We start from the raw sequence: 14,351 nt of genomic DNA on the forward strand, positions 1-14,351 counted from the left end.
ACCGATCCGGCAATGGGTGGCAATGCCACAAAAACTATCATCGATCAGAAGGGCTGTGTGTTCTGAACCAGTGAGAATTCAGACAGAAAGCCCACTTTCCCAAACTTCACAGTTTTTGCCCGTCCTTACCAAGGACGCGCGTTTCACACTCTAAAAAGGAACAAATATGAAACCCGAACCCATTGCGTCGGATGCCAAGCAGTTCATTGCCAGCGATGCGCAAAAGCTGGCGCCTGAACAAGCAGTTTTTCCAGAGCTTCACCGCAAGACACTCGTGACAGATACACCGACTGCAATTGTGTATTGCGAAGGAAACTTCGCAAAGATCGATGGCAAGACGGCCAATGGTCTCGTTCGACATTCACAGGCCTATCGCGTTCTTTCGGTGATCGACAGCACGTATGGCGGTTGTGACAGTGGCAAAGTGCTTGATAATTTCGCAAATCAGGTTCCCATCTTCGATGATCTTGATGCCGCCGTCGCTAATGAAGCTACGATCCCCGACACTTTTATTTACGGAATGGCGCCGGCCAGCGGCAGAATGTCCCTTGAGGATCGCGAAGTTGTTGTGGATGCGATAACGCTCGGAATGAACATCGTCAGTGGGCTGCATGAATTTCTTAGCGATGACAAGGAGCTCGCAGGATTTGCCAAAATTCACGATGTCACGATACGCGACATTCGCAAGCCGCGGCCAAATCCCGACCTGCGCCTGTTAGATGGCAGTATTGGAGACGTCCAGGCGATCCGCATCGCGGTGTTCGGCACCGATTGTGCAATTGGAAAGCGTACAACCGCGACAATCCTGACAGGCGCACTTAACGCGCATGGGATCAAAACAGTTTTGGTCGGCACCGGCCAAACTTGTTTGATGCAGGGCACCAAGTATGGTGTCGCGATGGATTCGGTGCCGCCGCAATTTTGTTGTGGCGAACTTGAGCGCGCTGTCGTTGCGGCATCAGAGGGTGAGCACCCGGATGTAATAGTGATCGAGGGCCAGGGCGCGCTAAGCCATCCGGCTTTTTGCACATCAGCCTTCATTCTGCGAGGCAGTCAGCCACATGCAGTTATTCTTCAACACGCGCCTAAACGAAAACGTCGATGCGACTTCCCCAGCATGACTATGCCCGACCCTTGCGATGAAATCACCCTGATCGAGGCTTTTGCGAACACAGAGGTAATTGGCATGACGATCAACCATGAAGGAATGAATGATGTTGAGATTTCAAAGGCCATCACAGACTACAACTGCAAATTGTATCTCCCGGTCACTGACGCATTGAACCGTCCTCCAAAAAACTTGGTGAATATGGTTCTATCTGCCTTTCCGCGCTTGCAACCCGTACGTGCTACGACCATTGAATGAGCAAGCTGCGTATCGACGTTGATCTGGACAAAATTCGGTACAACACACGGTTCCTGGTCGACCACCTTAGACCCCGCGGAATTACGGTGACAGGTGTGACAAAAGCCGTTTGCGGTCATCCTGAGATTGCGAATGCTATGCTTGAAGGTGGCGCGACAGGGCTGGCGGACGCGCGGATCAGCAATATCATGCGTATGCGCGATGCTGGAATCTCGTGCTCTATATCCTTGATCCGAACGCCCATGCTGAGCCAGGTCGCGCAAGTCCTTGATAACTGCGATGTCAGCTTCAACACTGAGATGGACATTATCGCCAGCCTGGCCATCGAGGCGCTGGGGAAGAACATTACTCACAATATTATCCTGATGGTGGAAATGGGGGATATGCGGGAAGGCATCTTGCCTGAACACATTGAAAGCACTGTGTCTCAAATTCTTAGAATGGAAGGGATTTCTCTGAAGGGGATTGGTGCAAATTTTGCCTGTCTGGGTCATGTGGCACCCTCTGCAGGAGCAATGGAATTGCTTTCGTCGCTTGCCGTCGGCACCGAACTTGCAAATGGACCCGCTCTGGAAACAGTGTCAGGCGGCGGCTCAGCCAGTTTGCCATGGGCGCTTGGCAAGGGGGCGACTGGAAAAATCAACAACCTGCGTCTGGGTGAGGCCATCCTGCTGGGTACCGATCCCGTTTCGGGGTACGCGATCGACGGGCTTTACACAGATGTTTTCACGCTTTGGGCGGAAGTGATCGAAACGAAGACCAAATCAAATCCAAATCCCTTGCAATTGAATTATCCTATACCTTCAATGCAGTGTGTGACTTTAGACAGTCCTTCGAATACTCGGTCGATCCTTGCGATCGGACTCCAGGACACTGATGCGGCGGGTCTAATATTCCCTGCTGGCGTCACGTTCGTCGGAGCCACCAGTGATCATATCGTTGTTGAGAACACCAATTTTCTGCTTCGCCCTGGTGGCGAGGTGAAGCTGAAATTGAACTATTGCGCGCTCTCGCGCTGCATGGCTGCGCCCGATGTAGCAAAGGTCTTCCATGGTGATAGCGCTTTGGTTGACTGCAACGCAGCGAACACTGATCGCCCATACTCGAATCGAAGGTAGCGCGCCAAGGTGCCGCCGCCTCGGTTCTGCTTCAGCCATCCGTCATATTCTACGGCTCTACGTAGTAAATGAGGCACCCAATCCCTATATTGGACGTAGCCGCATTCACTTTTCACACCCCATCTGGGCTCGTGGGTGTTGCGGACAATCAAAGGATCAAAATGATGTCTTTCAAAGACCTGACGACCAGAGCGGCTGCCGCGCTAAAGGAAAACGATGCGAGCGTACCGAAAAAAGAAGTTACGTCTGAAGCGCCTGACGTCGTCCCCGAAAAATCAAAGCCTAAACCTCAAATCTGATAATACCCTGCCGGGAGTGGGTGGCTTGTTCTTGTCTGCATCTCCGAGCGAGCAGTATCAGCAAAGGAGAACTACCCAAATGAACCAGATAATCAGCAAGACAATCGCAGTCTTTTCCAGGCCGTTTTCTTTCCCTGGCTTCGACGAATTACTCCCGGCAGGCGAATACGACATAGAAACTGAGCTTTCCGCACCACCAGATTATTCGGACCCAGAAGCCTGGAAAGCATCGGTGTTAATCTGTCTGCATCCACGGAAATCTCACCCCGGTCTGGCGCGTACCTTGACCGTTTCTCTTACTGATTTGGAGAGAGCCCGCGCAAAGGATAAACTGTCTTCAAAGCAGTTGTCGCAGTTCTTGCTCGACCAGCTTTTGGCCGATCCGATGGTGCAATTGATCATGGAAGCAGATGGTGTGTCTGAGACTCAACTTCGGCACCTCTACTCGGAGTCGCTCATTTCTGAGGCAGACGACGGATCATCAGATCAACGAGCCATACCGCGAGGATGCGGAAGCGGTTCTCGGTATGCTTTCGCTGTCCAAGCTGCTGAGAACGAAGGAATGCCGGTTCGTCCTAATAAAACCCCTCGGATTACAGGCCGTCCCATCGGACAGTCTGAACCAGGCAGCTCCTTCAATCTCAAGGCTTAGGGCTCGAAACTTTCTTTTCCAGTCGCTGTATGAACCAAAACAGAAATCGAGGCTAAGAACTGATGGAAGACTCCGACAACGAAGCAGATATGATCATGGCTCGCGCCCACAATGACGTGCCGCAAGAACGCCCGTGTCTTCGTTGCAGAACTCCATTCTGGAGCGAAGGGTTCGGAGAGCGGATTTGTCGACGCTGCAAGGGGTTGAACGTGTGGCGAAATGGCGTATCGGAAAGCCCTGGGTTTGCTCGGCGTCGCTGATGTACTGACATGTAGTGGTTCCGATGTGATCTGACAGTTGGCCGTTTTTCCTGTGGTGTATGCCAGATTAAGTTTGGTTCCGGATTTTTTGCTTCCTGATCTCTTTGCTCTCGATCATGGTCTGGAAGGGTATTCTTCAGCAACACATTTTGCCCTGATGAGTGTGCTCTTGGTTGTAGTGGTGCAGCCATTCTTCCAGATCGGCTTGCAGCGAAATCTGCGCCGCGAGCGCACGCAAAACGATTATGCTATGTCCGAGTTGGACTCGATGCGGTCATTTGCAAAGTACTCGTGAGCGTCTGCTGTGCGGACGAAGCTGCCATCCATAGCCATTGATGCAATGTCCGCTTCCTGTCGAAACACTCAGCTATTCCTTGGATCAGAGTTCCTGTGCACAGACACGAAGTTACCCAGATATGGCAAATCAACAGGTTCAAGTGCTGAAGCGATACAAGTGACAACTCAAAGTTATCTGGCCTCTTTGATCTTACAAGACTTGTGTTGGAGCGGATTGCGGAATTGATCCAGAGAGCCGATGCGGAAAAGCTTTTCTAGGCAGATTTCAGTGTGAAAAGGTTGCCAAGTTATTTCCGACTGTCCACATTGGCTTGGAAACGCCCTAGCGCTAGGTGGGATACTTGGGCAAGTCCGAAAAACCAACGTACTCTGAAGACATTGCCGGGGCTATTCGGGCCGTAGGAACGTCCAACTTTATGCCCGAGTTGCTGAACCTAATGCGCGGGGCAGCTTCGTTCAAAGGCGCGTTTGTCAGCCTTCTGAACCCGGGAAAAGCGCCCGAACACGTTTATGACAATGTACGCGCAGAACGACGGTCAGTCGTTGTTGACCGATGGCTGGATCGTGCCTGGTTGCTGGACCCATTTGTTGTTTGCTTCATCGGTGAACGCCACGAACCCGTGATGGTACTGAGAGATGTGGCGCCAGACAGGTTTGCCAACTCCGACTACTTTCGCATCTACTACAAGACCCTGTTTCTAAGGGATGAGATGGGGGTTTTCGTGACAATTGCCAACGGCACCTTGTTTCTTTCCCTCGGTCCCTCGGAGGGAAGAACCCGGTTCACCCGGCGGGATGTCGAAAGGCTAACGGAACTACATCCAATTATATCTGCGCTGTGCGAACAACACTTCCATCGCACCCCCTCATCAGGCCAGTTCGAAGAAAGCGAGGTCGATTTCGATGGGGTGATCGACAAGGTTTGCAAGGGTTTGACACAACGGGAGATCGAGGTAGTGCAATCCCTTTTGCGCGGGCACTCGACGCGGTCGATAGCGCTTTTGCTGGACGTTTCCCCTTCGACCATCAAAGTGCATCGCAAGAACATCTACCGAAAGCTGGGCATTTCTTCTCAATCTGCCCTGTTTTCGATGTTCCTGCATTCAGCCAATGACTAAGCCTACCCCTTTGGGGGTATGAAAAGCCCCGCCATTTGGAGGTATTCACAGGTTCGGTCTCATGGCTCTAAGCTGATTCTGCATACCAACAAGTGCAGGTGTCTGGATCAGACCATGATCGACGTAAAGAATGTGACAAAACGCTTTGGCCAAGGCCAAGCAGCCGTAACGGCTCTGGGAGACGTGTCGCTGACCATTCCCGAAGGAAGCTTTTTCACGCTTTTGGGCCCGTCGGGTTGTGGCAAGACCACGCTTTTGCGGCTGATCGCCGGATTCGAGCTTCCAACCGAAGGCGAGATTGCGCTGGATGGTGAGTCGATCGGCCATTTGGCTCCAAACAACCGCCCCGTGAACACAGTGTTCCAGAGTTATGCGCTGTTTCCCCACATGAGCGTGGCCCGCAACGTTGGATTTGGTCTGGAAATGCTGAAGAGGCCCAAGGCCGAAATCGACAACACCATCACCGAGATGCTGGACCTCGTACAGCTGAGCGAGTTTGCGACGCGCCGCGTAGATCAGTTGTCAGGTGGGCAGCAGCAACGTGTGGCTTTGGCGCGCGCGCTGGCGCCGCGTCCCAAGGTTCTGCTGCTGGATGAGCCATTGTCTGCGCTGGACCTTAAACTTCGCAAAGGGATGCAGAGTGAGTTGAAGCGGCTGCAGCATGAGACAGGCATTACCTTTGTCTTTGTCACCCATGACCAAGGTGAAGCGCTGGCAATGTCGGATCAGATCGCAGTGATGTCAGCGGGCTCGGTACGCCAGGTTGGCACACCGGAAGAGATATACACAGCTCCGCAATGCAGGTTCGTCGCGGACTTTATTGGCGACACCAATATCGTAAATGCGACTTTGCTTGGCTTTGACGGGGATGCGGCAAAAATCCAGTTTGGCGAGGGCACACCACTCACGGTTCATACAGCCAGCACCTCGCTCACACCCGGCCCCGTGCATGTGGCTCTACGCCCTGAAACCATCCGCGTGGTTGATGAGAGTGCAGAGACGGCGCTCTTGCGAGGTGAGGTCGTGGACAGCACCTATTTCGGGGCCGGGTCACAGATGCTCGTGCGGCTGGAAGATGGCGTCAGCGTTCATGTCCAGGTTTCCACCCCGCGCCCAGTCGGGTCGCGGGTTGGTCTCGAATGTGACACCTCAATGCTGCACGTGCTGGAAGATTGATGGGTGCCGCCGCACATATCTCGCGGCCGGACGCCGCAACTAGATTGCGCGCGGCCCAGGAGGAACGCGCGCGCCAAAGACGAAGAACGCGGCTGTTCCTGCTGGCCCCGGCGCTCGGGATCATTGGCATCTTCGGTCTGTTCCCGCTCTCGATTGCACTGGTCTACTCGTTTCTTGAGCCAGGAACATACGGCGGCGTTGAATGGGTGTTCTCATACGACGCCTATGTACAGTTCCTGTTCGAGCGGGACATTTTTGATGATACGCTGAGCTTCAACAGCGCCTATCTGCAAATTTTCGGGCGCTCCTTTGGTCTCGCCATCACCACGATGATTGGAACCCTGATCCTCGGGTTTCCCGTGGCCTACTTCATCGCGGCCCGCCCTCCGGAGCAACGCAATTTCTGGCTTTTCGCCATCACGCTGCCGTTCTGGACCAACCTCTTGATCCGCACGTACTCGATGCTTTTGATCGTACGGGACGAAGGCTTTGTGAACCTGATGCTGATGAAGATTGGCCTGATCAGCGAACCGCTTGAGATGTTGTACACTGACGGCGCGGTACTGGCAGGTCTGGTCTATAGCTACCTGCCATTCATGATCCTCCCGATCTACGCCTCGCTGGAGAAGTTCGATTTTTCGCTGCTTGAGGCCGGACATGATCTCTATGCCACGCGTACGCAGGTGTTCCGCCACATCATCATCCCGATCACCCGCCCGGGCATCGTCGCAGGCTGTGTTCTGGTACTGATCCCGGCGCTGGGGGCCTACATCACGCCGGAACTGTTGGGCGGTGGCAAGAAACTGATGATTGGCAACCTGATTGCCTTGCAATTCGGGTCGGGGCGCAATTGGCCCTTTGGCGCCGCTGCAGCGCTGATCCTGATGGCAGTTGTTTTGATCGCGCTCCTTTTCAGCCTGCGGGCAGGTGCTTCGAAGGAGGGTGGACATGGATAAACTGCTGTCGATCTTCCGCCCGTCGACCGGTTCTCGCGAGTTGCGCAGACAACCCCTGTTTACCGGCATGTCCTGGCTGGTTCTGTTGTTCCTCTACGCACCAATTGCCGTACTGGTCGTGTTCTCTTTCAACGACAACCGCTCTGTTGTGCGGTGGACCGAGTTCAGCTTGCGCTGGTACGCGGCAGCCTTGGAAAACGACGACATCCGGCGCTCGGCGATGATCTCTATTCAGGTTGCGCTCACGGCAACCGTGTTTTCCACCATCATTGCCACCATGGCGGCACTGGCAACAACGCGCGGGGGCGTTTATCGCGGCCGCTCTGCGGCCATCGCACTCATCAATCAACCTCTGATGATCCCCGAGATTGTCACGGCAATTGCCACGCTTGCCTTCTTTTCGATCCTGCGCCAACTCACGGGTGTTACCGGGATCGGCTGGCTGATCCTCGCCCACACGGTTTTCTGTGTGCCCTTTGCTTACATGCCGATCCGCGCACGTTTGTCTGATATGTCCGTGACCTATGAAGCCGCAGCCGCCGATTTGTACGCAACACCCTGGCAGACGTTCCGCCATGTGACGCTGCCGCTCTTGATGCCCGGAGTCATGGCAGGAGCCATGCTGGCCTTTGTCGTATCGCTGGATGACGTGATCATCACACTTCTGGTGGCCGGCCCGGGCGAGACCACTTTGCCCATCTACATCCTTGGCCAGATCCGTCGTGGCGTGACGCCAGAGGTGAACGCCGTCTCGACAATCCTGATCGGGCTGACCGTGGCCATGGTCACGCTCACCTTCTTTCTGCAACGCAAACGAAAATAACAAGAAGCCCGCGTCGGTGCGGGACGCAAACCACTCAACGGAGGACTAAAATGAAATACTCACTACTCAAAGCCGCCGCTGTCTCAGCCCTCGCGCTTAGCGCAGTCTCGGCCCACGCCGAAGGCAAACTGAACATCTACAACTGGGGTAACTACACCAACCCCGAGATGATCGAAAAATTCGAGGCCCAGTATGGCGTCGAAGTCACGCTGGATGGCTATGATAGCAATGAAACCATGTTGGCCAAGGTCAAGGAAGGCAACACCGGATATGACGTCGTCGTGCCAGGTGACTACATGATTGCGATCATGGTTGGCGAAGGCCTGCTGGCCGAGATCAACGCGTCCGAAATGGAGAACTTCAAAAACATGGATCCGAACTGGGTCGATGTCTATTGGGATCCGGGCCGCAAGTATTCGGTTCCCTACCAGTGGGGCACCACCAGCTTTACAGTCGACAGCGCAGTCTACAGCGGCGACATCAACACGCTTGGTTTGATCTTTGACACACCCGAAGAACTCAAAGGCCGCATCAACATGCTCAATGACATGAATGATGTGATCAACGCCGGCCTGCGGTACCTCGGGTATCCGCGTTGCAACTCGAACCCCGATCAGATGAAAGAGCTGATGGCGCTTCTCGCCAAGGCCAAGGGCGACTGGCGCACCATGGACTATGCCGTGATCGAGAAGCTGACCTCGAAAGATGTTGACCTCTCGCAAAGCTGGAACGGCGCCGCCATGCGCGCTCGGGCGGACCGCCCTTCGCTGCAATACGCCTATCCAAAAGAGGGTTTCACTGGCTGGATGGACAACGTTGCCGTTCTTGCCGACGCGCCCAACATGGAAAACGCAAAGCTCTTTGTGAACTTCATGATGGACCCAGAGAACGCGGCGATGACCTCGAACTTTGCGCGCTATGCTAACGGTATCAAAGGGTCGGAGGCCTTTATGGACCCCGAGATGCTCAGCGCGCCTGAGATCGTAATGCCCGCCGATGCGCCGGTTCCGGACTTTGTGAAGCCCTGCGATCAGGATGTCGTTGACCTTTATAACAAGGTTTGGACCCGCCTGAAGCAATAAGGCTCCAAGCCTCCTGATTGACGGCCCGTCCTTGGCCGGGCCGTCACTTTCCCAAGTTTCTTACTCTGACTGCGACCCCTTTTAGGTCGCCCTGCGGGAGCGTGGAAAATGCACAACAGCAAATCCGGCACCAAGCCCAAGACGGCGCGTGAGATCGGCATCATGCAGGGTTTCCCGCCCCCGCCTGAGAAGCGTCCTTCGCTCGAGAACTGGGACCTTGCTCCCTTCAATCGCTGGACTTTCCAGAACATGCGAAGCCTATTTCCTACGGTAGATGTGCGTCCAGGACCGGATACCCGAGAATTGAAGCAGGCCCACCGCGACCTGTTGGAAATCGAGTTTCAAACCTTTGACGACCGCCCCCTTTCCGTCGCAGCCTGGCTCACTGAAAGCTACACAGATGGTTTCTTGGTGCTGAAGGGTGACCAGATACTTACCGAGATCTACGCCAACGATTTCACTCCAGACGCTGCGCATTTGGGGCAATCCGTCTCTAAATCCCTGATTGGCTCTCTGGCGGGTGTGCTCCATGGGGAGGGCAAGCTTGACCTCTCCGAACCGCTTGACAACATCGTGCCGGAATTGGCCGCGACTGGCTATGCCGGATGCTCCGTGGATCAGGCGCTTGATATGCAATCAGGGGTGCGCTTCACCGAGGATTACGGCCTCCCGGACAGCGACATGACCCGCGTCGATGTGGCGTCAGGCTGGCGCCCCGTTCGCAAAGGTGAGATCAAACCAACCATTCGTGACGTCATTCTCACATTGCCTCAAGTTAGACCCCATGGGCAGGCGTTTTCTTACCGCTCGATCGAGACGGATGTCATAGCCTGGGCTTTGGAACGCGTCAGCGGAGAAGACCTTGCTTCGCTCTTGTCGAGCCGCATCTGGCAGAAAATTGGTTGCGTGCAATCCGGCTTTTTCACAGTGGACGACGCCAAGACTGCGCTCGCTGACGGTGGTTTCAACGCAACTCTGCGCGATTATGCTCGGTTTGGTCGGATGATGGCCGATGGCGGCAAAGTTGGTGACAAACAAGTGGTGCCAGAAAGCTGGGTTTCAGGGATTTGTTCGGGTGCGGACCCTTCTAAACATGGCGATCCGTATGACGTGCTGTCTCCCCAAGGGGCTTACCGAAGGTTCTGGTGGGTTCACGACCCCGGTCGGGGTGTGTTCATGGCGCGTGGGGTTTTTGGTCAACTGATCTTCATCGACCTGACCGCCAACGCCGTTATCGTCAAGCTGTCTAGCTGGCCCGACTATCTGATCCAGTCCTTTAGCCACGATGCTGTGCGCGCTTGCGAGGCCATCATTCGCACGCTTGGTTAGTTCGAAACCCACCCCAAACACAAGAGGCTGCATGTCGCCAACACCTGATCTGATCATCCTCAACGGCTCTCTTTTAACCTTTGACGACGCAACACCAAAGGCTTCGGCCTTGGCCATTCGCGGCGACAAAATTATGGCTGTTGGAAGCACCGACGACATTCGCGGCCTGGCTGGGGCCGAAACCAAAATCATTGATGCCGCTGGTAGCACGGTCATGCCCGGTTTCATTGATAGCCACGTGCACCTTTTTGGTGGGGCGGCAGAGCTGGGAATGCTGGACCTGCGCGAAACGATGGGCGCTGATGCTCTGACCAAGGCTTTGCGAACTTTTGCTGCTGAGCACCCGGAAGAACCCTTGTTGATGGGCGTTGCGGTCGATTACGAAATACTTGGACCGGGTGTCACAACCACTCGGCAGGATCTGGATCGCATTCTGTCTGAGCGTCCGGTTGCGCTGATGTCAGCCGACCACCACACGGTCTGGGCGAACACAATCGCCTTGGAGAAAGCGGGCATTCTTCACGGCGCAGTCGTCCCACCCGGTTCGGAAATCGTGATGGCCGGAGATGGCACCGCACAAGGTCAGCTGAATGAAACCGGTGCTTTTGGCCCGGTTCTGCGCCTGTCGCAACTTGGAGGACGTGATCTCTTGGGCTATGTCACAGGGGCGGATCCCGAGCCGCCCGCGACGCCCAAAGAACGCGCCTTTGACAAAGAGGTCATCCTGCGTGGCCTGAACCACTGTGCATCTCACGGGATTACCGGGCTGCACAACATGGACGGCAACTTCTATCAGCTCGAACTGCTCTGCGAACTTGAGGCTGAGGGGCGCCTTCCGATACGAGTTCAGGCTCCCATGCACCTCAAGAACACCGACCCTCTGGATCGACTGGAAGAGGCCGATGAGATGCGCCGCCGCTTTGCGTCGGATATGGTTTGGTCGGGCCGCGTGAAGATGTTCATGGATGGCGTGCTGGACAGCTACACGGCGCTAATGCTCGCTCCCTATCCGGGAAAACCGGATAGCCTCGGCGATGCCCTGTTCAGTGCGGAACACTTCAACGAAGCCTGCATTCGCGCGGATGCAATGGGGTTGCAGCTCAGCACGCACGCCATAGGAGACGGTGCCGTTCGCCGCACGTTGGACGGTTACGAGGCCGCGCGCAACGCCAACGGCGTCAGAGATTCCCGGCACCGCATCGAACATATTGAGGTGATTGACCCTGCGGACCTGCCCCGGCTTGCCGCTCTTGACGTCGTTGCCTCTCTTCAACCCCTGCACTCACCGGCAGGAGGATTGTTTTCCCCCTATTCTGCCGGAGATATTCTGACAGCGGAGCAAATCCCCTTTGCATTTGCCTGGAACAAGATCCGTGAGAGCGGTGCCAAAGTCTGTTTCTCAACGGATTGGCCAGTTGTTCCCGTCGACACAATGATGACGGTCGCCGGGGCCGTTAACTGTATTAAGCTGCCGTCTCCTTGGCTGGACAACCGTCAAAGCCTTACGGCCACGCTGTCTGCCTATACGCATGACAATGCCTGGCTGGAGTTTAACGAGGACCGAAAGGGCCGCTTGAAGCCAGGATACCTGGCGGACATCGCCATCCTCGAACAGGATTTGTTCTCAATTGAAGAAAACCATTTGGCTAATGCTCGCATTGCGCTGACAATTTGTGGTGGAAAAATCTCTTTTGGAGATCTCCAAAGCTGATCCCGCCAGAGAGGCCATGTGACGATTGTGTCAAAGCTTCGAAGCTCCTCCTTGTCGTCGTCGGTTGTCAGCTTTGGGCACCGCAATGCCGACATTGGCGCACAGTGCAGCGTTCCGTATTTTGGGCTCGAAGCGGTCGCTCATAGAGTTTTGCCGAATGTCTGCTATGCGGACAAAGCCGCCATTCGCTGCGCTGCTGGGCGGTTGGTCCAAATGAACGACTGCTGTGCGGATAATCCGGACGACGAATACTTGTTTGGTCGACGTCTTTTTTGATTTCTGATGTGTCAAGTTGGAACAGATTGTGATTACCTAACCGGGGGAAAAAGGGCATTTGCGTGGTCGACCGATCTTATCAGTATTGCAGGAGCCGTTGAACAAGGAACTTGTCATTGGAGCGTCGCCTTACAACAGTTTTTGTCGCAGATATCGTTGGGTACTCCCGACTAGTAGAAGACGACGAGGAAGGCACTCTGGAGCGTCTACGTCAGAGCCGAGTTTCCGTCGAAGCGAGTATTGCTAGCCACCACGGTAGGGTATTCGGAAGTGCTGGGGACAGTGTTCTGGCTGAGTTTAGTAGCCCGGTTGATGCCGTTCGATGTGCTGTCGAGATTCAACGGGAATGCTCCGAGCGAGACCACGGACTCGACCGGACGGGCCAACTGGTGTTTCGGATAGGAATCAACACTGGTGATGTTGTTGTCGACGGCCAGAACCTTCTCGGCGACGGCGTTAACGTTGCCGCGCGACTTGAGTCTCTCGCAGAGCCGGGTGGTGTACTTATAAGCAAGACAGTATTTGATTTTGTTTCTGGAAAAATAGACGTAGCACTGGTTTCGGAAGGGACAAAAAAACTCAAGAATATCGCCAAGCCTGTGGAAGTCTACGTTGTGGATATCAACGGCAAGCTCGAAGGTGAGGAAAAACGCACCTACTTAACCGACCCAGGAACGTATCGCTCGGCGATTGCCGTACTTCCCTTCGACAATATGAGCGCTGACCCCGAACAAGAGTACTTTTCGGATGGGCTGACAGAAGACATTATAACGGCACTGACGCAGTGGCGATCATTTCAGGTGATCGCGAGAAACTCGAGTTTCTCCTTCAAGGGCAAGAACATGGACATCAGGCAAGTCGCGTCAGAGCTTGGTGCTCGCTATATTCTGGAGGGAAGCGTAAGAAAAAGTGGTAACCGGGTGCGCATCTCTGCGCAACTGGTGGACGGCACTGATGGTCATCAAATCTGGGCGAACAAATACGATGGGGACTTAAGCGACATTTTTGAAGTTCAGGATGATCTCGTTCAACGCATTTCAGCTCTTATAGCACCGGAACTGACGAAAGCAGAATTAGAGCGCTCTGCAAATCGCCAGACCGAAAATCTGACAGCTTGGGATTACTACCTCCGCGGGATTTCCGCAGTTCGGCAACGCACCGCGGAAGGAAATTCCATTGCAAGGGATCATTTCTCCCGCGCTATCGAGCTTCAACCAGACTACTCAGATGCCTACAGCGGCTTAGCCAGGTCTTACAGTCAGGATGTGCTGATCGGTGCCACGGAAGATCGGTTTGCAACTGCAACAAAAGCAATGGACTCAGCTCAGAAAGCCGTTGCGTATGATGAGGCTTCAGCCACTGCTCACCATGAACTGAGTACTGCCTATCAATGGTTAAACCGTCCTGACGATGCTCTAGCGGAAGCTCGCATATCGGTCGAACTGAATCCTAATGACGCGTATGGTCTTCACGCACTGGGAAACAAATCGGATTTGTCTGGCGATCCCGACGGGATTGGCTATATGGAGCGGGCACAGAAACTTAACCCTGCTGATGCACAGTTGCCCTCTCAGCTGTCTTTCCTAGCGCGTGCTTACGTGAACCAAGGAGACTACTCTCGTGCTATAGACAGAGCCAAGCAAGCGCTGCGTCGCAACCCTGATTTTGCTCCTGCCTTATTCATTCTTGCAATTGCATATGGTCTGGCAGGGGAAAACGAAGAGGCCGGCAGGGCTTTGAAAAAGTGCGAAGAAGCCAGCCCGGGATTTATTCGTTCGCGGGAGCATTGGGCGCCGTATGTGTCTCCCAATAGTAACAAGTTGCTGCACCAAGGGCTAAAAAATGCAAGCTTGGAAAGGTGATGCGCAGCGTCGCGGACACTGACTTG

Annotated in this window: 11 protein-coding genes and 1 pseudogene; 11 read left to right on the forward strand and 1 reads right to left on the reverse strand. The window is 54.5% G+C overall.

Annotated features, from left to right (window positions below; all coding sequences use genetic code 11):
• Nucleotides 1-166: 166 nt before the first annotated feature.
• The 3 genes from AC2FNE_RS08270 to AC2FNE_RS08280 all read left to right on the forward strand — a co-directional run bounded on the left by AC2FNE_RS08270 (nt 167) and on the right by AC2FNE_RS08280 (nt 3,435).
• Nucleotides 167-1,366 (forward strand): N-acetyltransferase DgcN family protein, encoded by a 1,200-nt coding sequence (locus tag AC2FNE_RS08270; protein ID WP_481669100.1) that lies wholly within the window; start codon nt 167-169, stop codon nt 1,364-1,366.
• Complete coding sequence (locus tag AC2FNE_RS08275) at nt 1,363-2,484, forward strand: alanine/ornithine racemase family PLP-dependent enzyme (protein WP_481669101.1); 1,122 nt, start codon at nt 1,363-1,365, stop codon at nt 2,482-2,484. The genes AC2FNE_RS08270 and AC2FNE_RS08275 overlap by 4 nt, the downstream gene beginning before the upstream one ends.
• 378 nt (nt 2,485-2,862) lie before the next feature.
• A complete protein-coding gene (locus AC2FNE_RS08280; RefSeq protein ID WP_170520010.1) occupies nt 2,863-3,435 on the forward strand; it encodes a hypothetical protein in 573 nt (190 codons plus the stop codon).
• Nucleotides 3,436-3,762: 327 nt separating this feature from the next.
• Here the strand turns inward: AC2FNE_RS08280 and AC2FNE_RS08285 are convergent.
• Nucleotides 3,763-3,909 (reverse strand): annotated as a pseudogene (locus tag AC2FNE_RS08285) (IS481 family transposase); the annotation flags it as partial.
• A 424-nt stretch (nt 3,910-4,333) separates the two neighbouring features.
• On the opposite strand from AC2FNE_RS08285, the gene AC2FNE_RS08290 reads away from it, so the two are divergent.
• The 8 genes from AC2FNE_RS08290 (at nt 4,334) to AC2FNE_RS08325 (ending at nt 14,325) form a co-directional block, all read left to right on the forward strand.
• On the forward strand, nt 4,334-5,110 hold the full coding sequence (locus tag AC2FNE_RS08290) for a helix-turn-helix transcriptional regulator (protein WP_496805156.1): 777 nt from the start codon (nt 4,334-4,336) through the stop codon (nt 5,108-5,110).
• A gap of 114 nt (nt 5,111-5,224) precedes the next feature.
• Nucleotides 5,225-6,286 (forward strand): ABC transporter ATP-binding protein, encoded by a 1,062-nt coding sequence (locus AC2FNE_RS08295; RefSeq protein ID WP_496805157.1) that lies wholly within the window; start codon nt 5,225-5,227, stop codon nt 6,284-6,286.
• Nucleotides 6,286-7,242 carry an ABC transporter permease gene (locus AC2FNE_RS08300; RefSeq protein WP_496805158.1) on the forward strand — a complete coding sequence of 319 codons (957 nt, stop codon included), beginning with the start codon at nt 6,286-6,288 and terminating at the stop codon, nt 7,240-7,242. Before AC2FNE_RS08295 ends, AC2FNE_RS08300 begins: the two co-directional genes overlap by 1 nt.
• The gene (locus AC2FNE_RS08305; protein ID WP_170464495.1) at nt 7,235-8,065 is read left to right on the forward strand and encodes an ABC transporter permease; all 831 of its coding nucleotides are present in this window, start codon (nt 7,235-7,237) and stop codon (nt 8,063-8,065) included. The genes AC2FNE_RS08300 and AC2FNE_RS08305 overlap by 8 nt, the downstream gene beginning before the upstream one ends.
• Nucleotides 8,066-8,115: 50 nt before the next feature.
• Nucleotides 8,116-9,147, forward strand: coding sequence for an extracellular solute-binding protein (locus AC2FNE_RS08310; RefSeq protein WP_496805159.1), 1,032 nt, complete (start codon nt 8,116-8,118; stop codon nt 9,145-9,147).
• A 108-nt stretch (nt 9,148-9,255) separates the two neighbouring features.
• Nucleotides 9,256-10,476: a serine hydrolase domain-containing protein gene (locus tag AC2FNE_RS08315; RefSeq protein WP_496805160.1), complete on the forward strand. Its 1,221-nt coding sequence runs from the start codon at nt 9,256-9,258 to the stop codon at nt 10,474-10,476.
• Nucleotides 10,477-10,507: 31 nt separating this feature from the next.
• Entirely contained in the window at nt 10,508-12,187 is a 1,680-nt protein-coding gene (locus AC2FNE_RS08320; protein ID WP_496805161.1) for an amidohydrolase, read from the forward strand.
• A gap of 392 nt (nt 12,188-12,579) precedes the next feature.
• Entirely contained in the window at nt 12,580-14,325 is a 1,746-nt protein-coding gene (locus AC2FNE_RS08325) for a tetratricopeptide repeat protein (protein ID WP_496805162.1), read from the forward strand.
• The last annotated feature ends 26 nt before the right edge of the window (nt 14,326-14,351 follow it).

The organism is Ruegeria sp. YKSD179, from assembly GCF_059612885.1.